Source organism: Paenibacillus sp. JL3B1040, from assembly GCF_057063165.1.
On sequence record NZ_CM169317.1, the window covers coordinates 502,056 to 524,576 of the forward strand.

Annotated in this window: 20 protein-coding genes and 1 pseudogene; 10 read left to right on the forward strand and 11 right to left on the reverse strand. The window is 52.4% G+C overall.

Annotated elements, in window-relative coordinates; translation table 11 throughout:
- Positions 1–127: 127 nt before the first annotated feature.
- Complete coding sequence (locus ACZF99_RS02215; protein ID WP_483608700.1) at positions 128–616, reverse strand: helix-turn-helix transcriptional regulator; 489 nt, start codon at positions 614–616, stop codon at positions 128–130.
- A gap of 217 nt (positions 617–833) precedes the next feature.
- Between ACZF99_RS02215 and ACZF99_RS02220 the strand changes: the two genes are divergently transcribed.
- Positions 834–1,823, forward strand: coding sequence for a copper amine oxidase N-terminal domain-containing protein (locus ACZF99_RS02220; RefSeq protein ID WP_483608702.1), 990 nt, complete (start codon positions 834–836; stop codon positions 1,821–1,823).
- Between the two features lie 116 nt (positions 1,824–1,939).
- On the opposite strand, the gene ACZF99_RS02225 is transcribed toward ACZF99_RS02220, so the two are convergent.
- The 3 genes from ACZF99_RS02225 to ACZF99_RS02235 all read right to left on the reverse strand — a co-directional run bounded on the left by ACZF99_RS02225 (position 1,940) and on the right by ACZF99_RS02235 (position 4,886).
- Positions 1,940–3,427, reverse strand: a complete 1,488-nt coding sequence (locus tag ACZF99_RS02225) for an IS1182 family transposase (RefSeq protein ID WP_483606049.1) — start codon at positions 3,425–3,427, stop codon at positions 1,940–1,942.
- A gap of 218 nt (positions 3,428–3,645) precedes the next feature.
- A complete protein-coding gene (locus ACZF99_RS02230; protein WP_483606408.1) occupies positions 3,646–3,939 on the reverse strand; it encodes a hypothetical protein in 294 nt (97 codons plus the stop codon).
- The gene (locus ACZF99_RS02235) at positions 3,933–4,886 is read right to left on the reverse strand and encodes an IS110 family RNA-guided transposase (RefSeq protein WP_483606406.1); all 954 of its coding nucleotides are present in this window, start codon (positions 4,884–4,886) and stop codon (positions 3,933–3,935) included. The genes ACZF99_RS02230 and ACZF99_RS02235 overlap by 7 nt, the downstream gene beginning before the upstream one ends.
- 442 nt (positions 4,887–5,328) lie before the next feature.
- On the opposite strand from ACZF99_RS02235, the gene ACZF99_RS02240 reads away from it, so the two are divergent.
- Positions 5,329–5,775, forward strand: a complete 447-nt coding sequence (locus tag ACZF99_RS02240; RefSeq protein WP_483608704.1) for an Hsp20/alpha crystallin family protein — start codon at positions 5,329–5,331, stop codon at positions 5,773–5,775.
- 90 nt (positions 5,776–5,865) lie between these two features.
- Here ACZF99_RS02240 and ACZF99_RS02245 read toward each other — a convergent pair whose 3' ends face one another.
- The 7 genes and pseudogenes from ACZF99_RS02245 to ACZF99_RS02275 all read right to left on the reverse strand — a co-directional run bounded on the left by ACZF99_RS02245 (position 5,866) and on the right by ACZF99_RS02275 (position 14,044).
- Entirely contained in the window at positions 5,866–8,112 is a 2,247-nt protein-coding gene (locus ACZF99_RS02245) for a molybdopterin oxidoreductase family protein (protein ID WP_483608706.1), read from the reverse strand.
- Positions 8,081–9,313 (reverse strand): nitrate/nitrite transporter, encoded by a 1,233-nt coding sequence (locus tag ACZF99_RS02250; RefSeq protein ID WP_483608708.1) that lies wholly within the window; start codon positions 9,311–9,313, stop codon positions 8,081–8,083. The genes ACZF99_RS02245 and ACZF99_RS02250 overlap by 32 nt, the downstream gene beginning before the upstream one ends.
- Before the next feature lie 443 nt (positions 9,314–9,756).
- Positions 9,757–10,425 (reverse strand): GerAB/ArcD/ProY family transporter, encoded by a 669-nt coding sequence (locus ACZF99_RS02255; RefSeq protein ID WP_483608710.1) that lies wholly within the window; start codon positions 10,423–10,425, stop codon positions 9,757–9,759.
- A gap of 80 nt (positions 10,426–10,505) precedes the next feature.
- A pseudogene (locus ACZF99_RS02260) lies at positions 10,506–10,841 on the reverse strand (GerAB/ArcD/ProY family transporter); the annotation flags it as partial.
- A gap of 106 nt (positions 10,842–10,947) precedes the next feature.
- Entirely contained in the window at positions 10,948–11,187 is a 240-nt protein-coding gene (locus ACZF99_RS02265; protein WP_483608712.1) for a hypothetical protein, read from the reverse strand.
- A 6-nt stretch (positions 11,188–11,193) separates the two neighbouring features.
- On the reverse strand, positions 11,194–12,399 hold the full coding sequence (locus ACZF99_RS02270) for a Ger(x)C family spore germination protein (RefSeq protein ID WP_483608714.1): 1,206 nt from the start codon (positions 12,397–12,399) through the stop codon (positions 11,194–11,196).
- 40 nt (positions 12,400–12,439) lie between these two features.
- The gene (locus tag ACZF99_RS02275; RefSeq protein ID WP_483608716.1) at positions 12,440–14,044 is read right to left on the reverse strand and encodes a spore germination protein; all 1,605 of its coding nucleotides are present in this window, start codon (positions 14,042–14,044) and stop codon (positions 12,440–12,442) included.
- A gap of 133 nt (positions 14,045–14,177) precedes the next feature.
- Between ACZF99_RS02275 and ACZF99_RS02280 the strand changes: the two genes are divergently transcribed.
- The 8 genes from ACZF99_RS02280 to ACZF99_RS02315 all read left to right on the forward strand — a co-directional run bounded on the left by ACZF99_RS02280 (position 14,178) and on the right by ACZF99_RS02315 (position 22,452).
- Complete coding sequence (locus ACZF99_RS02280) at positions 14,178–15,602, forward strand: aldehyde dehydrogenase (RefSeq protein ID WP_483608718.1); 1,425 nt, start codon at positions 14,178–14,180, stop codon at positions 15,600–15,602.
- 67 nt (positions 15,603–15,669) lie between these two features.
- Positions 15,670–16,002 (forward strand): L-rhamnose mutarotase, encoded by a 333-nt coding sequence (locus ACZF99_RS02285; protein WP_483608720.1) that lies wholly within the window; start codon positions 15,670–15,672, stop codon positions 16,000–16,002.
- A 27-nt stretch (positions 16,003–16,029) separates the two neighbouring features.
- Complete coding sequence (locus ACZF99_RS02290; RefSeq protein ID WP_483608722.1) at positions 16,030–16,923, forward strand: aldo/keto reductase; 894 nt, start codon at positions 16,030–16,032, stop codon at positions 16,921–16,923.
- Between the two features lie 341 nt (positions 16,924–17,264).
- Entirely contained in the window at positions 17,265–17,696 is a 432-nt protein-coding gene (locus ACZF99_RS02295; protein WP_483608724.1) for a hypothetical protein, read from the forward strand.
- Positions 17,697–17,822: 126 nt separating this feature from the next.
- A complete protein-coding gene (locus ACZF99_RS02300; protein ID WP_483608726.1) occupies positions 17,823–18,875 on the forward strand; it encodes an ABC transporter permease in 1,053 nt (350 codons plus the stop codon).
- Positions 18,872–20,155, forward strand: a complete 1,284-nt coding sequence (locus tag ACZF99_RS02305) for an ABC transporter permease (protein ID WP_483608728.1) — start codon at positions 18,872–18,874, stop codon at positions 20,153–20,155. Before ACZF99_RS02300 ends, ACZF99_RS02305 begins: the two co-directional genes overlap by 4 nt.
- On the forward strand, positions 20,134–20,835 hold the full coding sequence (locus ACZF99_RS02310) for an ABC transporter ATP-binding protein (RefSeq protein ID WP_483608730.1): 702 nt from the start codon (positions 20,134–20,136) through the stop codon (positions 20,833–20,835). The genes ACZF99_RS02305 and ACZF99_RS02310 overlap by 22 nt, the downstream gene beginning before the upstream one ends.
- 225 nt (positions 20,836–21,060) lie before the next feature.
- A complete protein-coding gene (locus ACZF99_RS02315) occupies positions 21,061–22,452 on the forward strand; it encodes a helix-turn-helix domain-containing protein (RefSeq protein WP_483608732.1) in 1,392 nt (463 codons plus the stop codon).
- Positions 22,453–22,521: the final 69 nt, after the last annotated feature.

Below are 22,521 nucleotides of genomic sequence, written 5' to 3' on the forward strand. Positions count from 1 at the left end.
TCAGATCGCCGAGAACTGGAGAGGAGCTGGCGGCACGATGGGCGGTCAGGCCACATGCACTCGCCTCTCCGGGTTCCTGGTCCTCCTGAATGAAAGGGATAATCGTGCAAAGGCAGCCTAAGGGACATCAAGGCGCCCCGGAAATCAGCGCTGATGCGCACAAGATAGAAGCCCAGGTACCGCCGCCATGAGGAGTCACGCGCCGAATTCCGATGACCTTGAAGCGGGATCTCTCCGTTACCGTGTAATCCATTTTATCTACCCCTTCCATCGTTAGAGTAAAGCGCAGCCGCCCGTAGAACGATAGCTTGACGCCCGGATTCCGGGCCTGAATCGGCGTTACCCCATGTAAGCGCTTAAAGGCCACGGTAAAAGCGTCCGCCGATAAATAGCCGTACCTCATGGCGATATCGATGATTTTCTCGTCGGTATTTTGAATGTCGTAAGCGGCGCAGCTCAGTTTTCTGCGGCGGATGTACTCGGAAAAAGGAAGCTCCGTCATCTGCGTAAAGGCTCCTTGAAACAGCGCAAAGGAACAAGCCGCGATTCGGCTGATCTCTTGTTCGTCGATGAGGTCGCACAGGTGCTCCTCCGCATAGTCCATGACTTGATTCACTCGCAGGATCCATTCCATATCTCTCTCACCTCTTTGCACCCTATTATAAAAGGATTAACTTTCTGACGCCCGTTAGTAATCGCGGAAGAATTAACGGATTTCCGACATGTTGGCGTTCCGGCAAAAACTTTGTCGGCGCCCCCCGTAATTTTTGATAGGATAACGTAATAAACAACAAACCCCAATTAACGACAATCATTGAGGAGGACTCAACAACATGAAAAAAAGCTGGATGATCGCATTTTTCTGCGTGGTGGCATTAAGCTTGACGGCTGGCACGGCGTCGGCCAAGGCGGCGCAGGAGAACGGCAAGGGAGCCGAGAAAAAGGTGGAAGCCGGCGTTCAGGCGGACGCGCAGCAAACGAAACCGCAAGAGAAGGCCGCTAACGGCAAGAAGGTAGAGCAGGCATCGGAGGAAACACAAACTCCGGAGGGCGAAGAATCCACGGATCCGCAAAAATCCGAAAAACCCGGCCACAACGGCTACAAAGGTTTGCTGAAAGCGATCCAAAACGTCAAGGACAAGCCGGCGGGTGCGGTATTGGCCGATCTGCTGCTGACGAAATACGATGCCAAACTCACGGATGAGATGAAGGCGGAGCTGGAGCAAATCAAGGAAGAGGCTGCGGCTTTATCCAAGGCTGCGGACCTGTTGGAGCAAGAAGGCAGCGTGACCGATGCGGTCTATCTGCAGGAGGAAGCGGTGTTGGCTGACTTCACGAACATCGAATCGTACAAGAAGCTCGGCAAACTGTATGATAAGCTGGGGAAAAGAGGGGTTAAATTGTTCGTCAACGGCGAGCAGCCTACGACGGACGTAGCTCCGGTCGTTCAAAACGGCAGCACGCTGGTCCCATTCCGGGCCATCTCCGAAGCCCTGCAGGCAGAAGTCGCCTATAACCCGGTGGACAAGTCGATCACGGTGACGAAGGACGGCGTAACGCTGAAGCTGATCATCAATAGCAAAACGGCTTACGTGAATGGCGAACAGCAAACGCTGGATGCGCCGGCCACCGTCATTGACGGCAGCACGGTAGTTCCGGTCCGATTCATCAGCGAAGCTTTTGAAGCGGTCGTGCAATGGGAACCTAGCTCCCAATCGGTCGTTATTTATAACGAGAGCACGGATACGACGGCAAGCAATGAAACAACAACCACGACCACTACCACCACCACGACAACAACTACGACAGAACAGCAACCCTAAATCGAAATAAGAAAAGGCGACCTTCCCGGAGAGCCCTGCAAAAGCCTCGTTTCTAGGTTATTGGGGGCTCGGAACTGGAAAATAAATTCGATAAAACGGAAAAAGCAGCTTCATCCTCACCCGAGGATGGGCTGCTTTTGCTCTTTTAACTTCACCATCCGTTTTACGTTTACAACAAACGCGGTGAGGTAGGCTTGTATTCGCATGCGGAAGAGACCCCGGTACCTGGCTGTATCCATACCGTGGAATCTCTTCATTTCCGCGTTCTTGTGTTCAATGATCGGTCTGCGCTTGATTCGTTCCTTGAACGTATCACTGAACTCGAACTCGATCTGTTCCTTATAATGTTCGGCGATGATCCGAATCGAGTAAGTCTTACTCTTGGCGCCCGGCTTGTAGCATCCTTCGCGCAGCGGACAGGTTTTGCATTTCTCGACGTCAAAGTAAAAGACGAGTGATCGGCTCTCTCCGCTGGTCTTGCTGCCTTGAATCGCCTTCCGTTTGTTTCGCTCACCGGCCGGACAAACGACGAAATCGGCATCCTTGTTATACTCGAATCCTTCTTGACGCTCGCCCCCTTCGTGGACAATTGGGTTTAAGGGCACGACAGGCGATATGGTTTCCTTTTTCATTCTCGCCAGATTATCCTTGCCCGAATAGGCGGTATCCGCAATGATTTCGTTTACGGTTACACCGTTTGCTGTGGTTTGTTCGAGCAATGCCGGTAATTGCTTGCCGTCGTCAGTGCTTCCCGGTGTTACCTCCAGCGCGGTAATGATCTCTTCCTCCGTCATGGCGATATGTTCTTTGTAGCCAAAGAACGATTTGCTACTACTCTTCCAGCCGAAACGTGCATCCGGGTCGATGGCGGAGAGAATCCCCTTTTGTGAGAGGAGTCGCTCATCCTCGATGATTTGTTTGGCGATGCCCAGTTTCTCACTCACCGCTCCTTCATGGTCCGGAAGCAGTTCCTCCACGGTCTCTCCCAGTTGCGCCAAGTAGGTCAGCATGGTTTTCTCCGCTTCCGTATCTTCGCTTTTAACGGAGGGCAGCTTAGGTAGTTTCTTCTCCAACTTGGGGTGGCGTTTGACTACGACGCGAAACAGACGCTTGGCCGCGTCACGCAGCACGTCGAACGGCTTTTGTTTTGGGCTGCCGGCCCGTGTATGCGTGGCATCCAGGATAATGGTTTTGCTTTTGACTAAGCCTTGCTCAATGCATTGACTGACTACATGCTTCAGTACGTCTTCGACCTGACTTGCTCCTAGCCGGTGATTACGAAACCGCGACAGCTGGGAGGCGTCTGGCAGCGGATCCTCCGGATTGATCCCGAGAAACCACTTGTAAGCCAGATTCACCTCAGCTTCCTGAATCATTCGCTCATCCGAGAGGTTGTACAGGATCTGTAAGAACAGCAGGCGAAACAACAGTTCCGGCTCGTTTGCCGGTCTGCCGTAATACTTGCAGTAGGAATCCTCCACTAGTTCGTATACAAATCCGAAATCCACCGCAGCATCGATCTTGCGAAGCAGATGGTCTTCCGGCACAAGCTGATATAGCTCCGCATGGAATGATGCGGTTAGTTGTCTGGCTGGCTGCAGCAAAACGGCTCAACTCGCTTCTCTTTTTCTTCCAGTATACAGCAAACCCAGCACCGAAGGGGTACTGGGTTGCTTTTTACAGAAACTGTATTCGTTTTGCAGGGCTCTCTTCCCGGGTCGCTTTTTTTTATGAAAATCAAAGTGGGTGAGAACGCCGAAAATATGCACAACAAAGTAGGGCTACCGATTCGGCAGTCCTAGAGGGGTGGTAGATACGGATGTTATGCAGTACGAGTCACAATGTAACCTTCAGCTTCAAGCTGCTTAATCATTAAAGATTGTTTGCGCTTATGACTCTCGGATTTATAGCGGTCCAAGTAATCAGGGCCAATCTCCAAATAAGGACGTTTGTGGAGCAACATGTGGTAGATAATGCGTAACAACGTATGACCAAGTGCAACTAGGGCTTTCTTCTTGCCGAGGCGTTTCACCCACGACCAGTACCTTGCAGACAATCGTGTGTTTCGTGTCATGGAAGCAGCCCACGCACATTCGCATAGCACAGCTTTTAACATGCTGTTTCCGGATCGGGCTCGTTGCCGTTTTTTTTACCCGCACTTTCATGGTTTCCCGGACTTACACCGGCCCATGCGGAGAGACTGTGTTCATTCTTAAATTGGCTCATGTCAGTGCCAATCTCAGCAAGAATGATGGAGGCCGCTTGTTCGTTAACGCCGGGGATGGTCACAAGAAGATCCACTGCTTCCTGTTTTGTAGCAAGGCGTTCTCGAATTTCTTGCTCTACATCTTTAATGGACTGTTCGATGAACAAGAGATGGTTCCAAGACATGCGAATGAGATCCCGATGATGCTTGCGAAGTCTGCTGTTTAGGGATTGAAGAAGCTTCGGGGATTTATGCTTGAGTGTTCCTTTCATGTGCTGCTCTAGGAACGACAGAGTGATGACCTCACCGTCAACGACCTTCTGCAGTAGAATGCGTCCGGATGTACCGAAGATATCTGACATATGCGTCGTCAGTTTGACGTTGGCATCTTGGAGAAGCTTATGGATTCGATTCTTCTCTGCGGTGGCATCGTGAACAAGCTTCTTGCGATAACGAGTCAGATCGCGCAATTCCCGGATTGCGATCGGCGGTACGAAACTTCCTTCAATCAATCCGCAACGCAAAAGCTTAGCGATCCATTCGGCGTCCTTCATGTCAGTCTTCCGACCGGGTAGATTCTTAATGTGATGGGCATTCGCAAGTAACAGTTCGAGTTCAAAGGCTTCGAGGACGTTCCACACGGGTTTCCAGAAAACGCCCGTACTTTCCATGGCGACATGCGTGCACTGCATGTCCGTTAGCCACTCGCCAAGAGAAAGCAATTCGTCAGTCATCGTTCCGAACGTACGAATCTCCATCTTGGGAGACTGATCTAGTGTCCCGAATAACACGCAGGCGACAACCGTTTCTTGATGGACATCCAGACCGGCACACCGTTCGAGAATGGCTTCCATCATGAGACTCAACTCCTTTACGGGATTTATGAACCAGCGGGACAACCTGAATCATGAAATTTTTTTATCCGGACTCTCGGTCCAATAGCCTGTGCTTCGAAGGTTGTCCATTCAGTTTTGTTTTCGGGGTAAGATCCACCGCAAAAAGCCTGGAACTTGTGCTGGTAATTTAAGTATGCAAGAAGGAAAGAAAAAAGGCTACGACGAAATTTTCATCATAGCCTGTGACCGGGACGGTCATGAAAGTTTTGTTTGAACCGTCGTTGATCTAGTTCGAAGGTCAAATAAGGTCAAAAATTTGGACAGGCCGCCGACAGCGTAAGAAAACGCCCCAAAATCGCCCGCCAAGGGATTAAACGGCCGTAGATCGGTTTTGTCACTCCATAAACGGGAGCATATAATAAGGATGTAAGGTCAAACAAGGTCAAAGAAAGGGGAATGAATGATGTTTGATTTGATTCCTTTTGGTAGACACAGAGAGGATGCGTTCCGTCAGCTGGCGAAAACGTTCAACGATGTGTTCCAAGATGACTTTTTTGCACCGCTGAAAAGTTCGCCTTTATCTTTTAGAACCGATATTCGAGAGACGGATCAAGCCTATCTGGTCGAAGCGGAATTGCCGGGTTTTCATAAAGAGGACATCGAGATCAGTTACGCCGCTCCGTACTTGACGATCAAAGCGGTTCGCGATGAAGATCACAGTATGGAGGATACGAAGCAGCAAATCGTTCGCAAGGAACGCCGGTACGGCGAATACGTACGAAGATTCTTTGTGCAGGACATTGAGGAAGAAGCCATCCGCGCCTCCTTGAAGGATGGCGTCTTGAAGCTGGAAGTGCCGAAACGGCAGCCGACCCGCTCCAAACGCATCCAGATTCAAGATGGCGATTAATATACAAGGGGCTATTCCACCAGTGGCACGTTACTGGAGGGATAGCCCCCTTCTATTGTGTATTTCGCAGGCTAGCAGGAAACAACCCGACTAATCGCTGAGAGCATTGGCCTTCGCCGTATGGACTAGGGCGGGGGCGGCCTGCTCGGTCCTAGCCCGTTCCGCCCGGACGGCGCAGATTTTGAATTCGGGCATCCGGCTGACGGGGTGGAGGGCGTCGTTCGTCAGCCGGTTGACCGCTAGTTCGCCGCCCCAATGGAACGGGACAAAAATCGTGCGCGGATGAATGTCCGCCGACACCTTGGCGGCGAATTCCAGCGACCCGCGCCGCGTGGTCAAGCGGACGCGGTCGCCCCCGCGCAGGCGAAGCCGCTCGGCCAGGGCCGGGTGGAGCTCCGCCACCGGCTCCGGCGCCTTCTTCGCCAGCGCGTCCGTGCGGCGGGTCTGGGCGCCGCTCAGGTAGTGCCCGCCCAGCCGGCCGGTCGTCAGCAGATACGGGTAATCCGTATCTGCCGCTTCCGCCGGCGGCTGCGGCGTGATCGCGTGCAGGCGGGCCCGGCCGCCCGCGCGGGGGAAGACGCCGCCCGCGAACAGGCGCGGCGTCCCGGGGTGCGTCTGGCCGGGCCCGGGGCACGGCCAGAACAGCCCTTGCGCTTCCTGCAGGCGCGAGTAGCTTAAGCCGCTGTAATCGGCTTTGCCCCCGGCGGAAGCGCGGCATAACTCGTCGAACACTTCGCACATCGACGAGTAAGAGAAATAGCGCCCGCGGCCCAGCCGTTCGGCGAGGGCGCAGAGCAGCCAGGCGTCCGGCATGGACTCGCCGGCCGGCTCAAACACCCGGGGCCGGTAGAATACCCGGCCCTCCAGGTTTGTCATCGTCCCTTCCGCTTCGAGGAAGGACGTGCCGGGCAGCAGCCAATCCGCGTAGGCCGCCGTCTCCGTCTCGAACAGGTCGACGACGATGAGCAGGTCCAGCTTCGCCAGCGCCTCGGCGACCCGGGCGTTGTTGGGGCTGGACACGACCGGATTGGAGCCGAGGATGATCATCGCTTTGATGTCGCCGTCCAGAACCTTCCCGAACAGCTCATACGCGGAGACCCCTTTGCCGGGCAGTTCGCGCGGATCGAGCCCCCAGACGCCGGCGACATGCGCCCGGGCGTCCGGATCCTCGATCGACCGGTAGCCCGGCAGCTGGTCGGCCTTGAGCCCCTGCTCGCGGCCGCCCTGCCCGTTGGCCTGCCCCGTGACGGAGCCGAAGCCGCTGCCCGGTTTGCCGATGTGCCCGCACAGCAGGCAGAGGTTGATGTACTGCAGCGTATGTTCGACGCCGTTCACCTGTTGTTCCAGTCCCCGCGCGGTCAAGACGATCCCGCGCTCCGCCCCGGCGAATCCCCGGGCCACGGACCGGATCGTCCCCTCGGGGATTCCGGTAAGGGCGGCGACCCGATCGGGCGAGAACGTCCGCACCGCTTCCCGTACCGCCTCGAACCCTTCCGTATGCGCGGACACGAACCCCGCATCGTGCAGCCCTTCTTCCAGGATTGTATGCAGCAGTCCGCCGACCAGCAGCGAATCGTGCCCGGGCTCGATCGAGAAGTGGTGGTTCGCGAGCTTCGACGTCAGCGTCCGGCGCGGATCGATCGTGACGATCACGGCGCCCTTTTTCTTGGCGGCGAGCAGGTAAGGCATCAGCGTCGGCTGGCATTCGGCGATGTTGGTTCCGGCAAGAAGGATGTATTCAGCTTTGGGAATGTCCTCCAGCGGAAAGCTGAGGCCTCGGTCGATCCCGAACGCCAACTGCTGTGCCGCCGCCGCGGAGGACATGCAGTATCGCCCATTGTAGTCCACATAGCGGGAACGCAAAGCGACGCGGGCAAACTTGCCGAGCAGATAACATACTTCATTCGTCAGCGAACCGCCGCCAAACACGGCTACGCTGTCCGGACCGTACTGTTCTTGGAGCCGCCGAATCCGGGCGGCGATGTCGTCCAGCGCATCGGGCCAGGACGCGGGAGACCAGGCGGACAGCACCTCACCGACCGGCAAGCGTTGTCCCTGCTGGCCGGCATCCGCCGATTCGTCGGTAAGCCGCCCCCGGTTCCGCAATCGGCGCAGCGGCTGCATCACCCGCTCCGGATGGACCGTGTGATCGAACGCGTGGAAGCCCTTTTGGCATAATCGTCCGGTGGCCACCGGGAAGTCCGGACTGGGTTTGACTTCGTACCCTAACGCAGAGCCGGGGGCAGGGGACAAATCAAGGCTGCACTGCATGCTGCAGAAGCAGCAATGGGATCGCAAACGCTGGTCAGGATGGGCGGCTGTAGGGGTAAGGGTCATAAGCAGCCTCCTTCCGGTTCAGGAACGTCCGTTTCCACTTGCCTTGAATTAGGGTGACCGTGAGGATGCAAGCCAATGCGATTCCGCTCAAAATGAGGAAGCCGGGCGTATACGAGCCGGTCCATTGCTTTAAGAGGCCGAGAATGTTCGGCAGGAAATAACCGCCCAGCCCGCCGGCCGCACCTACGATGCCGGTAATGACCCCGATCTCCTGCTGGAAGCGTTGCGGGACGAGCTGGAATACGGAGCCATTGCCCATGCCCAGGCACATCATGCCGACAAACAGCAGCGCGGTTACAACCGACAACGGCGGCAGCGATGAGACCGACGCCATCATGAGGGCGACGCCTCCGTATAAAGCAAACAGCATGCGTACACCGCCGACCTTGTCGGCCAACCAACCACCCACAGGGCGGAAGAAGCTGCCGGCGATCACGCACAAGGTCGTGAAATCGGCGGCCCGCACGGCGCTAAGCCCGTATTCCGTGTTGAAAAAAATCGTCAAGTAATTCGACAACCCCACGAAACCGCCAAACGTCACCATATACAACAGGCAGAACAGCCAGGTATCCCGCTCGCGGAGCACGGCGGCGTAGTCCCGCAGTTTTTTCGGCTCCGGCTGGTTGGGACTGTCTTTCGCCAGCAGCGTAAAAAGGAGGAAGACCAGACCAACCGGAATGAGGGCGAGCCCAAACACGACCTCCCAGCTCCCATAATGCTGGGCGATTCGATTGGCGAATAAGGTGGAGAAGACGGTGCCGCTATTTCCGGCTCCGGCAATGCCCATGGCCAATCCCTGGTATTGTGGCGGGTACCAGCGGCTGGCTAAAGGCAGAGCCGCCGAGAAGGAAGCGCCGGCAACACCCAGAAGCAGGGCGACTACGTATAGTTCGGCGAGTGAATCCACGAATTGCCAACCCCAGACGAGCGGCACCATGGTGACGGCCATGCCGAGCTGGCCGGTCCGTTTGGGACCGATGCGGTCGGCCAATACGCCGAGCACAAGGCGAAGCGCGGAACCGCCAAGGATCGGCAGGGCGACAAGGTTGGCTTTTTGCGCGGCGTTCATCGGGTAATCCTGCATCATGATGACGGCCAGCGGTCCGATCAGGACCCATACCATAAAACTGACATCGAAATACAGAAAGGCGCTCAGCAGCGAGGGCTTATGCCCACTTTTCAAAAAACCGGTACGTTCCATCCTTCCATCCATCTCCTCTCCAGGATCCATCCTCATCAACCGGGATGCTTCTGTTTTCTTGGGCACGCCAACCAAAGCGCGAAAACAAAAAGGAGCCGCCGGCGCAATCTTGCGATTGCCCGTATGGCTCCTTTGCCGACCGGCGGCACAACGTTGTGCGAAACCGGGATATTTGCGCCACGACTTTGTGAACGTAGTTAAATTATATGAGCAGAGAAAAAGAGATGTCAATATAAATTACAAAAAATGTTCATAAAATTGACTGAAAGCATCTTGATATTTGAACAAACAACGTTTTCACTCGAAAAGTTGAGATAAACAATACATCTCTTAGGGGATTATGTAATAAAACGTGACATAAAATATCTATCCCTTCAAGGCTCGCGGAAGATGCGAGGATTAGGTGCGGGAGGAGGGGGGAGATGGAGGTTTCTTATTCGAAATCATGTTGCGCAGCAGGTGAATGCCCCCAGGACAAGCGGAAGGAGCAGCCCGACCGTGAGGATGTAGGGCGTCCAAGTCTCCGTATCCCAAGTCTGTTTGAAGGCTAGGTTAGGGTAGACGGTAAAGGATATTGCGACCAGCAGCATGCCAAGCGGCAGCACCAGGGGCCGGTAATCCTTGAAATTGAAAACTTGCGCGATCGAAGATACAACGGCAAGCATGTACAACGTGATTCGGAAATAGAGCGAAATGAACCAAATGGCGGCCATAAAGACCTCGATGCGTTGGAGGAAATGGGCAATGTCGATTTTTTTGGCCAACGAGTAACTGGGATACAAGCTTTTTTCCGTAATCTCCGGCCCCAGCACGAGAATGGACAAGACGATGACGATCACGAGCATCATGCTGCCGATGAAGCTGCCGAGAATAAAATGGCCGGTCAACCGCTCGGGCCGGTTTACGGTGGGCGGGAGAAACAGCAGCAGGGCGAGATGGGGAAGAAAGACAATGCCCATAAAAGAAACCGCTGCTGCCCAAAGGGGAGAAAACCCCCTTTCCAGGACGGGAGTGATGTGTTGCGGTTCGATCCGGGATGAGATGAGCACGACCAGGGACACATACAGGATCGTAAACCAAGGGAACAGAAGCTCCGCGGAGCGGGCCAACACCTCGATGCCGGCAAGCCCATCAGCACGATGATCGAAAATAAGATGATCAATGCCTGAATCGGGGTTTCCGGCATCATTTGGGTCGTCATGAACTCGCCGATATCATGCAGCACTGTCGCCGGCCCGGCCAGAATTAGGCTGGCTGCCAGCAGCAAGGCCACGGTTTTGCCGATCCATTTGCCAAGCAGCGCTTCCAGGACGCCAACGAGAGTCATCTGCGGATAAGCGCGGATCAGCGCCGCCATCAGCCAGACGACGAGCAATCCGCCCCCAAGTCCGATCAAGGCGGCGATCCAGGCATCTTGCTTCGCTATGGCCGCCATGTCGGACGGAACGATCAGAATGGCGCTGCCGACGGTAAACAGCAGGGTTAAAATCGCCAATTGGCGCATGGAAATTTTCATATCGTTCCGCATCGCGTACACTTTCACTCCTTAATTTATTTCTGTCTTTGGCTTTGCCGATTATCAGGTGAACGGAAATCAGCGAAAGCCTCGGCATCCGGGGCGCGTCCTCCCTTTGTCATGGGATCAGACCGATTGCGGACAGCAGCTTACTGAACGGCTTGAAGACGAAGGTGATCGCGAGAAGCGGGCTTGGAACGTGGGGCGTAAACACGGGTGGGATGCTTGCCAAGACGGCAAACAGCAGTATAGTGGCAAACACCCACAATTCTTTATACTGTTTTCGCTTTATCATGGATGGAAGCTCGATCCAGGCGATGCTCCCCGCAATCGCCAAAATTCCCGCGATTCTCAACATGGCATTTTACTCCTTAATTTGGTCTAGGAACGAATCCGAAACGGTTCCGATTCGGCGAATGATGAAGTCCACGCGAATGTCCGTCGGTAAATAGGGGAAATATTCCTCATCCCAGTTTTCTTTCATCGTTTTCCAAGCTCGGGGATTCGCTCGGCGAATGCATTCGCCAAACCCGAAAATATCGACTCTATAGTCTTTTTGCACTCTTTCTATAGTCGATTCCATGATTGTCTGCAGTTTTGTTTCGATCCTCTTTTCCAACTCCGCGATTGTAGCCGTATCGGCGAGATCCAGGTTTTTGCAGCCGACGGCGGCGATATTGGAGTCAACCTGAACCTTAATCTCGATCCGGGGGTCCCCTCGAATGATCTTTCCCTTGACGTCCGTTTTGCCGCGAATGGATTCGACGACGACCTTGCCGCCTTCGGGACAGTTGATAAACATCACGGAGCTTTTCACGCCGCCGTGGATATGATGGTATCCCCTGCTTTCCTGCTCGTTCAGCCAGCCGATTAACTTCGTCTTTTTGAAAACGGCCAGACCCGAATACTGCAGTTGGGTAGGGGTATAGATATTGGCGATATTTCTTTTCGTTTGCCCGACCTCCGGGTCCCCCGCAATTCGCAGGCCGGTCAGGACGGGATGTTTTCCTTCGCTGGTCAAATCATTGATCAGTTCGTCAAGGGTGACCGCCAGCGTGGGCGACCAGGTGCTCTCCGAGCTTTCCAGGGAAGCAAACAGCTTATTGGCCGGAAGCGGTTCCAGCGGGGTCATGATTTTCAATGTATCCAGCGCGCTAGCTCCTTTGGTGACTACAAGATAGAAATCGGTCCGGACTTCATGGTCACGGGACAACAGGTCAAGCACCTGTTCAAATCCATCCTTGGCCAGCGATTCGCCGATCAAGTAGAGGCGGAGATGCGCCAGGTACATTTTCCTCGGACTGATTTGCGTAATTCTGCGTGCCGCTTCAAGAATGGTGTCGCCTTCGCTTGTATACAACGTAGCCGGAGCGCCTCCGCTGGCCCCCTTTTGTGCCGTGACTTGGCCGGGATCGACCACCTGCACAGTCAGCCGGTAACGGTCGCCTTCCTTGTCAACGCCGGCGGCGACGGCAATGCCAAGCTCGTTGAGCTCCCGGCGGTTCCAGCACCCGGCGAGCAGCGCGGCAACGATACACAGACACATGATGACAGCCGTTTTTCTGATCACGTTCCCATCTCCTTATTCGCCTTAGTCGTCATCCTGCCGTCTATTCGCGCGATTTCTTCGGCGGCGTGCTGATTCGGCGCGTGTCATTGTTTTGGCTGATGAGACGGGCGCGGCTATGCAGCATCCAATGGGGGAGCCGGATGATCGAATCCTTGTTGTCCACCGGAATCAGCGGAGCAAACGGCGCCATGTAAGGAATCCCAAACGATCTCAGGCCGCATAGGTGCAGAACCAGGGCGATGATCCCCACGAAAATGCCGAACAAGCCGAAAGAAGCGGCCAATGCCATGTAGGGGAAGCGCAGCAGGCGAAAAGCGATCGACATGTTGAAAGCCGGCAGGATGAAGCTGGAGATCGCCGTGATCGACACGACGATCACCATGGCAGCCGACACGATGCCCGCCTGGACGGCGGCTTGCCCGATAACCAAAGTGCCGACGATCGAGATGGCCGAGCCGATATTCTTGGGCATGCGGATGCTGGCTTCCCTTAATATTTCGAAGGTCAGTTCCATGAGAACGGCTTCGATGAAGGCGGGGAACGGGACTTGCTCCCGCTGCGCCGCCAGGCTGATCAATAGCTGTGTAGGCAGCATTTCTTGATGAAACGTCGTGATTGCGACATATAAAGAAGGTCCGAAGAGGGAAATGATAATCCCGAGATAACGCAACAACCGAATAAAACTGGCGATATCGGCGCGCTGGTAATAATCCTCCGAGGTGTGGAGGAAAGACACGAACGGCGCCGGGACTACCAGCACATTTGGGGTGCCGTCCACCAAGATGGCCACCTTGCCCTCCATCAGTTCGCCGGCGACGACATCCGGCCGCTCGGTATTAAAGATCGTCGGGAAGGGGCTGAACGTTTCGTCCTGGATCGATTCCTCGATATAGCCGCTCTCCAGAATACTCCCGGTGTCGATCCGCTTCAGCCGATCCCGCACTTCCTGAACCACTTTGTCGTTGGCGATACCTTTGATGTACATGATGGCCACGTCGGTCCGTGAGATTCTTCCGATCTGCATCGTTTCCAGCCAAAGATGCGGGTCCTTGATTTTACGCCGGATCAGCGACGTGTTGGTTCGCAGCGACTCGACGAAGCTCTCCCGGGGACCGCGAACGACGTTTTCCGCGGACGGCTCGCTCACCCCGCGGTCTTTCCAACCCCGTGTGCTACACACTACGCCATGGTCCTGGCCGTCGACGAGGATCACCGTATCTCCGGACAATACCGCTTGATAGAGGGCGTCGAAATCGGACAAATCCCGAACGTCGCCGATCGTCAAGGCATAATTTTTCAATGCCAACACGACGTCGGAAGGGGGGGCGACGGTTCGGTCGGTCTGCCCGAAAATATCAATGTCCAGCATGACCGATTTCATGATGAAGTCGGTGATGATATTTTGGTCGGCCAATCCGTCGGTATATAACAGGGCGATCGATTGATCGTCATTGTGGCCGATCGGCAGAGTCCGGATAATGATGTCGGTGCTGTCCCCGACCGTTTCGCGGACCGCGCGTAGATTGGCTTCCAGATCCGCATGCAAAGGCTGCGGTTCGCCAAGCGTCGAAACATGGTTCCCCGTCAACGGGGGATGAATCGGGATTCGGGTGGATTTGCGTTTAGTTCTTCGCCGGTAAGGCATGGATGTTCTCCCTCTCGCGGGTGTTTTTAGCCCCATTATTTCCGAAGACGGCTCCATCCAAACCAAATCCGGGTTACAATAGAAACAATAGACTAACATCCTGCGAAGAATTGAGAAAAAGAAGGGATCCGCTTTGTGTGAAACCAATCATTCGATCCAAGCTCCAATCGAGGTGTCGCCCATCGGACGAACCGTCGCGGAGGCCGTTCGGGCCCAGCGGCAATTGGTCCGGTCCGGGGCCACGCGGACGGTGGAATTCAGGCTGCGTCAACTGGAACGTCTGAAGACGGCCGTTACCCGTTACGAAACGCGTATATTGGAAGCGCTGCAGCGGGATTTGCGCAAGCCCGAGCTCGAGGGCTACAGCACGGAAGTCGGCTATGCCTACGATAGTATCGGGTACGTGATGAAGCGGCTGAAGCGCTGGGCCAAGCCGGAGCGGGTTCGAACGCCGCTAACCCTTGTCGGCTCCAGCAGTTACATTTACCGGGAGCCTTACGGGTCCGCATTGATCGTCGGCCCGTTCAACTATCCGTTTATGCTGGTGATCGACCCTTTGATCGGGGCGATCTCCGCGGGGAATGCCGCGATCGTCAAGCCGTCGGAGTATACGCCTTGCGTCTCCGGAGTCATTGCCGAGATGCTCGGCGAATATTTTGATCCCGCGTACATCCGGGTCATGGAAGGAGGGCAGGAGGTGGCGTCGGCGTTGATTCATGCGCCGTTCGATTTTATTTTTTTCACCGGGAGCCTTCAGGTCGGGAAGATCGTGATGGCGGCCGCGGCCGAACATCTGGTGCCGGTCGTCCTGGAGCTTGGCGGGAAGAGTCCTTGTATCGTCGATCGGGAGGCGGACCTCGATCTGGCTGCCCGGCGTATCGTTTGGGGGAAATTTCTCAATACGGGCCAGACTTGCGTGGCTCCGGACTATGTGCTCGTTCACGAGTCGGTGAAAGCGGAGCTGATCGCCAAAATGAAAGCGCAGATCACGGCCTTCTATGCGGAAGATCCCAGGCAAAGTCCGGACTACGGGCGGATCGTGAACGAGCGGCACTGGAACCGGCTGATGGGGTTGTTGGATCCGTCCAAGGTGGCGGTCGGGGGGACGGGTGAGCGCGAGGAGTTGTATCTGGCGCCGACGATTATGGAGAACGTAAGCTGGGAAGACCAAGCGATGCAGGAGGAGATTTTCGGACCGATTTTGCCGGTGATGGACTATCGAGATCTTGATGCGGCGCTTCGGGACATTGGCGAACGGCCGAAGCCGCTGGCGTTGTACCTGTTTACGAGCAACTCGGCGACGGAGCGGAAGGTCATGGAGTCGGTTTCGTTCGGCGGCGGGTGCATTAATGATACGGTCATGCATCTGGTTAGTCCGCATCTGCCCTTCGGCGGCGTCGGTTCTTCCGGCATGGGTGCGTATCACGGCCGTTACAGCTTCGAGACCTTTTCACACCGGAAAAGCGTGCTGAAAAAGTCGACTCGGGTCAACCTGAGCTTTATTTACCCGCCGTATACCGCCGGCAAGCTGAAGCTGATTCGACGATTTATGAAGTAAGGGGAAGGGTGTCCTGCTGGTTTGCAGGTGTTTTAAGTATATGAAATTTTCATGGGAGGGGATTATCATGGAACTTAGTCCAAGCCGGAAGTTCGCCTGGACCTGGCGCGTGAAGGAAGATCAGTTGGAGGCTTACGTCGAGATGCATTTGAATCCCTGGCCGGAGGTGCTCGAGGAGCATACCCGCGCGGGCATTCGAAATTATTCGATTTTTCAGCAGGGGAACCAGTTCTTCTACTGCTTCGAATGCGATGATCCGGACGCGGCTTTCAAATATATCGCGGAGAGCGAGGCATGCCAGCGGTGGAATGCGATTACGTCGGGTATGGTCGAGGGCTCGTTCGATTTCAATGAGCCGCAGCCGATCGTGCCGATGCGCGAGGTGTTTTACCTGAAATAAATTAGATCAAACGGGAGGATTCGGAGCATGAAATATCGCACATTAGGTAAAACCGGGCTGAACGTTTCGGTGGTCGGCATCGGAACCTGGCAGTTTGGCGGGGAGTGGGGCCAGAACTATACGCAAGCGGAAGTGGACGCGATTTTGGACCGGGGACGGGAGCTTGGCATTAACCTGATCGATACGGCGGAGTGCTACGGCGACCATTTGTCCGAATCGTTTATCGGGGATTATCTGAGCCGGCGAAACCGGGAGGATTGGCTGGTGGCCACAAAATTCGGGCATCAGTTCCATGAGCGGTTCACGCGGACGGATCGGTTTGATGCCGAGGCGGTGGTACGGCAGTTGGACGCCTCGCTGAAGGCACTGAAGACCGACTACATCGATTTGTACCAATTCCATTCCGGGCCGGATGCGGCATTTGACAATGATGAACTGTGGACGCTGTTGGATAAACAAAAGCAAGCGGGGAAAATCCTCCATCTGGGCACGTCGATCGGCAGCAACGACAACCTTCATCAGACCGAAGCTTCGTCCAAGGTAGGCTCGGAGGCGATTCAGGTGGTATACAACCGGCTGGACCGTGTGCCGGAGCACCGGGTGTTCCCGTCCTGCGAGCGCCAGGACTTGGGCGTTCTGGCCCGGGTGCCGCTGGCGAGCGGATACCTGAGCGGCAAATATAAGCCGGGCGCGGTGTTCGGCGAGACCGACGTGCGTCATCGTCATGATCCGGAGAGCACCCGCCGCAAGCTCGAGGAAGTGGAGGAGATCCGCCGGAATGAAGTGCCGGAGGGTGTGGACATGGCCCAGTGGGCATTGGCCTGGTGCCTGAAGAATCCGATCGTCAGCACGGTGATCCCTGGCTGCAAAAACCCGGCGCAGGTGGAAGCAAACGCGGCTGCGGCGGAGCTGGAAATGTAACGGATCAACCGTTTCTTCGACGCGTAAAGTGTGTTCTTTTTGATAATCTATTTTTGTTCTTAATCCAAGCGGCTTCCCGGAATTAACCGGTGTAAGGCCGCTTTTTGACTTCACATAGAACGAAGCGGTGTGCACTAGCGCAATGAAAAAGCAAGGAATTAGCTAAACCTATTTTTTTATTGACAACTGTATAATATTGGATTAATCTAAATTTTATAGTACTAAACTACTATTTTATGGGATTAGAAGTTTAATATGGTACAAAAAATGCTTGGGTCTGAGGATATGGATTCAGGCACCTAGCATTTTTTTGTATAAAACTATTTGAGGCGGGAACTAGATTGCATAAACGAAAGCGACTTGTTCAAGTAGCCTCGGTGGTGATGCTGTTAGCTTGTTTTTCCAGTTCGGCTCTCGCAGCGCCAGGTTTGGTTGACTCGAGTGTTAGAGGGGGATGGACTGAAGGGGAAGGTTATTACACGGTAGATGAACAAGGTTTTGTCACTCATCATGAGTCGTCGATAATTCCTTATGCGAAAGCTGTTGTTATCCATTCAGGGTGGACCGAGACAGATAAAATAGGGCTGGAACAAGCTGTAGGTGAAACCTATTGGGAGGATACCTACCACTACACTCGGGCGCGGATGGAAGGCCCCTTAGATTTAGTCGTTAAAGACAGTGGACGACAATGGGGATACGATTACACGTATGCTGAATCGGGGTTCGCTGATCCGATCTTTGTTGCCAGAACGTATTACGGAAGCGAAATGTAGCCGTAACAGTACTTTGAAACGCGGACTTAATCTATAAGAATAGAGCTTAACTACAAATGGCAGATGGTGGGATTGTCCCTTTTGGCATGAGGGACGATCCCTCTCTTTGCGAAGAGGGTAAAGCCTGTGAAAATTAAGTTGCCAAGAAACGCGACGATGTTGGTCGTCATCCTTTACACTTTGCTAAGTCTGATAGCGGTTTCATTCGGATACTATCAAACCGAGCAGCAAGAAATTCATAGGGTTTCAAGAAGCTTATATAATACCGATAGTCTATACTTTACCGTGAAAAGCGGCGTAGAGATCGATTGGAGCCAATTGGATGTCTCCCAGCCATTCACTGTTTTCAGAGAGTTGGGAATGGTCAAGGACCGTGAGGAATGGTTGGATGTACGAGGGGTTTATTATCATCATAATACCTATCGCCCCCCTATGATATCGGGCAGGTTTTTTGAGGAGTCCGATTTTTACAAGAATAAGAGAATAGCAATCATCGGCAAAAATGTGGCGCGTCAAACCGATAATTACTCGGAGCGAGACGGAAAGGCTTACTACTGGTTTCAAGGGATGGACTTTGAAATTACTGGAACGATGGGAGCCTCTTATTCCTCAAAATTGGATAACGCAATCTTTTTTAATATGGACGCTATTGGCCGGTCGGGATCGGAGGTGTACGTAATGAATATTGCCGAAAATCCGATTTCGCCGGACGGTTCGCTTAAGTTCAAAAATAATACGGTCGTGTCGGTGTATGCATTTGACCGCGGTGATAGCGGGGCCGCCCGTTATATAAATTCAGCCGATCATTCGTTGAGACTTTTCGTCGCAGTCGCTTTGTTGATGGCTAGCTCGGGTTTTTTATTCGCCAATTACTGGATTAAAGAAAAAGACATCGAGATCAAAGTTCTATGGCAAAGCGGCATCCCCATTCGAAGCATACGCCTCAAATTTGCCGGTACCTATATCTTAGCGGCCTGTCTTAGTTATTTGTCCGTAGGGGTGACCGGTTGCCTTTTCCTGACGGCCCTCGGCATATTTCGAGGTAGCGCATGGCTTACCTTTGCGTCTTATCTTATTTTTGGGTTCGGATTGCTTCTGTTATCTTCCGCGCCGGCAATATGGGTCTCAATCCATTCGCTCGTCAAACCGATGGTTTGGAAAGGAATACAGAAGACATGAAGATGATAATTGGCGAAGTTACGGAAAGCCTAGGGCAAAGAAAAACGTTCACTCTCCTCATCGTGCTTCAACTCACTTTATTTTATTTTGCGGCTACGGCATTGTTGTTGCATTATGTTCAGATCGGTGAAAAGTCGGAGCCGGTGGAGTCATTAAAAACGATGACCGATTATCAGCTTTCGGACTCCTTATTGGAAGACGGCGATTTGAAAAGATTCATGCGTTCTCCGGTCTTTTTGGAAAGTATGAAGAGATTTTATCGTCTTTTGGACGAAGACGAGGTAGTAGATTATGTTTATTTATTTAATCAGTCCATGGCCATCATTCCAACCGGAAAATGGGACGAGAAATTTTTGTATGGGTATGAGAACGGCAGAACCGGAAAATCCTTTTCGATCAATGATAAGGGTCCTTTTTATGCTGTAAAAGCGGTGCAAATGAACCGGCAGGCCTTCGACAGTTATGCCATTCAAACGGTGGAGGGGGAGGCTTTCGTGCCGAACGATTATATAAATCGGGAAGGAGAAGCTATCCCCGTGTTACTGGGTGCGGAGTATGAGGATATATACAGGCCTGGGGATCGGATTACTGCTAATTACTTGATGAAAGATTTTGAGCTTGTCGTAAAAGGTTTTCTGCAGCCGGATACTATGGTGTATAATACCCAGTTCCCCGAGTTGTATCTGGACCGATATATCGTTATGCCGGCGCAGTCCTTTGCTGCTCCCGGCAATGACGAGGAGCTTTCTTTTCAGCAGAAACATTATCTGCAGCTTGTTAACGGTCATATTTTCAGCACGCAAAATGAGTTTGCGATCAGAAGCAAGGTCGAGGAACTAAAAAACATTTCCGGCTTCCGTGAAACGGGCCTCATAGGAGCGGGGAAACTTCCGCTTCATTTCATGGCTTCGGCGCTGCAGATCAATAAACAATGGCTGGCTGTCGTGGCCGTGGTTATATTTGTAGTTACCATCATCACTATAAGTTTATTGATGATTATCAAACTGCAAGATCGTTTAAGAAGCTTGTCAGTTCACCTGTTTTGCGGAGCTTCCTTGAGTCAATTGTTCTCATATTTTTTGGCGGAGTTACTTGTCATCGTCGGGACTCCGGGACTACTCGCCGCCCTGGTGTATAAATGGACGATAGACGCGGCTTTTGGTCCCTATGCCTTGATGGTTGCTTCCTGTACAATTGCACTGACGGTTTTATCGGGGGCTCCGGTTTATTTTGCCTTAAAACGGATGGGGATTAGCACATGGCTGAGACGAACGGAGTGATGGGTCTGATACAGGTTAAAGAACTGAAAAAACACTACTGGGACGGTAGCCGAAAATTAGATGTGCTTCAAGGCGTTGATCTCGAAGTCTCCGCAGGAGAGATGATAGCCGTTATGGGGCGGAGCGGATCCGGAAAATCCACCTTGTTGAATATTTTGGCGGGATTGGATCGAGCGGACGGAGGAAAGTATATTTTTGAAGGAAAATGTATTACAGGGCTGAATCCCCATCAATTAGCGGATTTTAGAAGGAGAAACATCGGATATATCGTTCAGAATTACGCGTTGATCGATAGCAAAAATGTATTTGACAACATTGCGCTGCCGTTAAGGTATGGCGGGTTATCCCGACGGGAAATCGCAATTAAGGTGAACGTGATGCTGGATATGCTGGAAATCAAGCAACTCCAGAACAAATCTCCCGACCACTTGTCCGGTGGAGAAAGACAGCGGGTCGCGATCGCCAGAGCCCTGGTTCAGGACCCTAAGTGTATCCTTGCCGATGAACCGACGGGGGCTTTGGACGAGCAAACTGAAGAGGAAATATTGTCGATCTTTAGGCGGCTAAATCAGCAAGGAAAAGCAATTATTATCGTTACCCATGACCGGCAAGTGGCCGATATCTGCGCAAAGGTTTACCATATCAAAAGCGGGAAATGCGATTATGTCGAAACTTTGTAGAATCGACGGCGTCTTCTATATAAGACCGGTAAGCAGACAAAATTATTGCTTATCGGTCTTTTTTCTTATTGACGATTGTCAAATTTAGGATTATTATGTAAACATAAATTGGAATTTTAGAGTTCATATGGTGTTGCTTGATGTCATTGGATGTCGTTTGGTTTCTCTACCTGTCGAGTAGATTTCGGCGCGTAGAAGGAAGCGGAATTGGGGGGTGATAATTTTTTGATATCCACAACCACGATTCGCGCAGAACTGGAAGATTTCATCAAGAGCGAAGGCACAACCCTGCAACGTTTTTCTGAATCCGCCGGGGTTAACGTTGGAACGTTAAGCGGAATTATTAACGGTAACCGGCCGATAGCAATCGGACAACTGGATCGGATTACGGTAGCGATGGGGTTGCCCGAGGGACACTTTTATGATTTATACGCAGATGAATGTTTTACTTCAACCGCTCCGCATTGGAGAAGGCTGCGGTCGTTTTTGCTAAGATGCGCCGAATTGCAGCGCCATGACTGCATCAAACAGGTATTAAACCGGCTGTTAGAAGATTTGAAGCAGGTTGCGGGGATTTTCGAAACTGCGGAACAAATGTTTGAGCAGGGCTTCAAAGAAGCAGCTGTCATTCTGTATGAAGCCGTAATCGAAAGCGAGAGATCCAGTCATTCAGAACGGTTGGCCATGAGTTACTACAGGTTGTTTAAGATTCACAGCATGGATAGTGATAAGGGCTTTAAGGCTGCAATGCAATTTTTACCCTACAGACATCGATTGCCGGAAGTGTATGCGCTCGATGGAATACTAATGTTGGTCGAAGTTTATTCGCTTAAATTTAATTGGTCTGAAGCCGAAGTTTACGCAGACGAACTTTGCCAATTAGCTAAAGCGTTGTATGAAAAAAAAGTATGGAAATACAGTGATTTCAAGCCACTCCGTCCGCTTGTATATTATTATGGTAGGGGCTATCTTTTCAAGGCTGGCTCGTATGAATATAGAGGAATGTTTGAGGAATCAAAGAAATGGATTGTAGAATATGCGGATTTAAGTTGGTTTGATGCCGATGATGAAACCCAAACTGCAGTTATAGAACAATTTAAAATATTTGCACAAGCCAATTATCTTTGCTTGGATATTAAAACTGGGGATCGATCTAAAATTCCTAAGTATGTTCAATTCTTGGAAGAAGAACCCGATGAACTTGTAGAAGGCTTGATAACATTAGTAGAATCGGCCAATCGCCATCAGTTTTTCATTGATGATATTCTTGACCGATTTTCCGAAGAAATTGAAAAATACAGGTTGATTGGAAAAGATAAGTGGTTTTCAGAATCGGTAGTAAGTATGAATCGTTGTTCCGTTTTTTTTCAGAATTACGCAATTTATAATCTGAGGAAAGGGAATTATGAAGAAGGTATAAGGAGTTTACTATATAGTTTGAAGATGGCAGTTTCTTTGAATAATAAATCTTTGATCGTGAATTGCATGACTTTGTTTGAATTAAATCGCAAGTTTGTAACTGAGGAACAATATAAAAATTTTGAAGAACTATGTAGAAAGGTGTGGGAAAATGAAAAAGAAAATGTTCTTTACGGTTTCGGCTATGACAATAGTTAGTTTGGTAGGCTTAGCTAGTGGTGCTGGTTTAATTACAACATTGGCACACGGTTATTGGGGATAATATAT

What these genes read in the sequence shown, in the direction of transcription:
- ACZF99_RS02250 (WP_483608708.1), bottom strand. Translation starts at nt 9,313, where the DNA reads ATGGAACGTACCGGTTTTTTGAAAAGTGGGCATAAGCCCTCGCTGCTG.
- ACZF99_RS02230 (WP_483606408.1), bottom strand. Translation starts at nt 3,939, where the DNA reads ATGTTAAAAGCTGTGCTATGCGAATGTGCGTGGGCTGCTTCCATGACA.
- ACZF99_RS02245 (WP_483608706.1), bottom strand. Translation starts at nt 8,112, where the DNA reads ATGACCCTTACCCCTACAGCCGCCCATCCTGACCAGCGTTTGCGATCC.
- ACZF99_RS02265 (WP_483608712.1), bottom strand. Translation starts at nt 11,187, where the DNA reads ATGTTGAGAATCGCGGGAATTTTGGCGATTGCGGGGAGCATCGCCTGG.
- ACZF99_RS02240 (WP_483608704.1), top strand. Translation starts at nt 5,329, where the DNA reads ATGTTTGATTTGATTCCTTTTGGTAGACACAGAGAGGATGCGTTCCGT.
- ACZF99_RS02310 (WP_483608730.1), top strand. Translation starts at nt 20,134, where the DNA reads ATGGCTGAGACGAACGGAGTGATGGGTCTGATACAGGTTAAAGAACTG.
- ACZF99_RS02290 (WP_483608722.1), top strand. Translation starts at nt 16,030, where the DNA reads ATGAAATATCGCACATTAGGTAAAACCGGGCTGAACGTTTCGGTGGTC.
- ACZF99_RS02275 (WP_483608716.1), bottom strand. Translation starts at nt 14,044, where the DNA reads ATGCCTTACCGGCGAAGAACTAAACGCAAATCCACCCGAATCCCGATT.
- ACZF99_RS02305 (WP_483608728.1), top strand. Translation starts at nt 18,872, where the DNA reads ATGAAGATGATAATTGGCGAAGTTACGGAAAGCCTAGGGCAAAGAAAA.
- ACZF99_RS02235 (WP_483606406.1), bottom strand. Translation starts at nt 4,886, where the DNA reads ATGATGGAAGCCATTCTCGAACGGTGTGCCGGTCTGGATGTCCATCAA.
- ACZF99_RS02285 (WP_483608720.1), top strand. Translation starts at nt 15,670, where the DNA reads ATGGAACTTAGTCCAAGCCGGAAGTTCGCCTGGACCTGGCGCGTGAAG.
- ACZF99_RS02220 (WP_483608702.1), top strand. Translation starts at nt 834, where the DNA reads ATGAAAAAAAGCTGGATGATCGCATTTTTCTGCGTGGTGGCATTAAGC.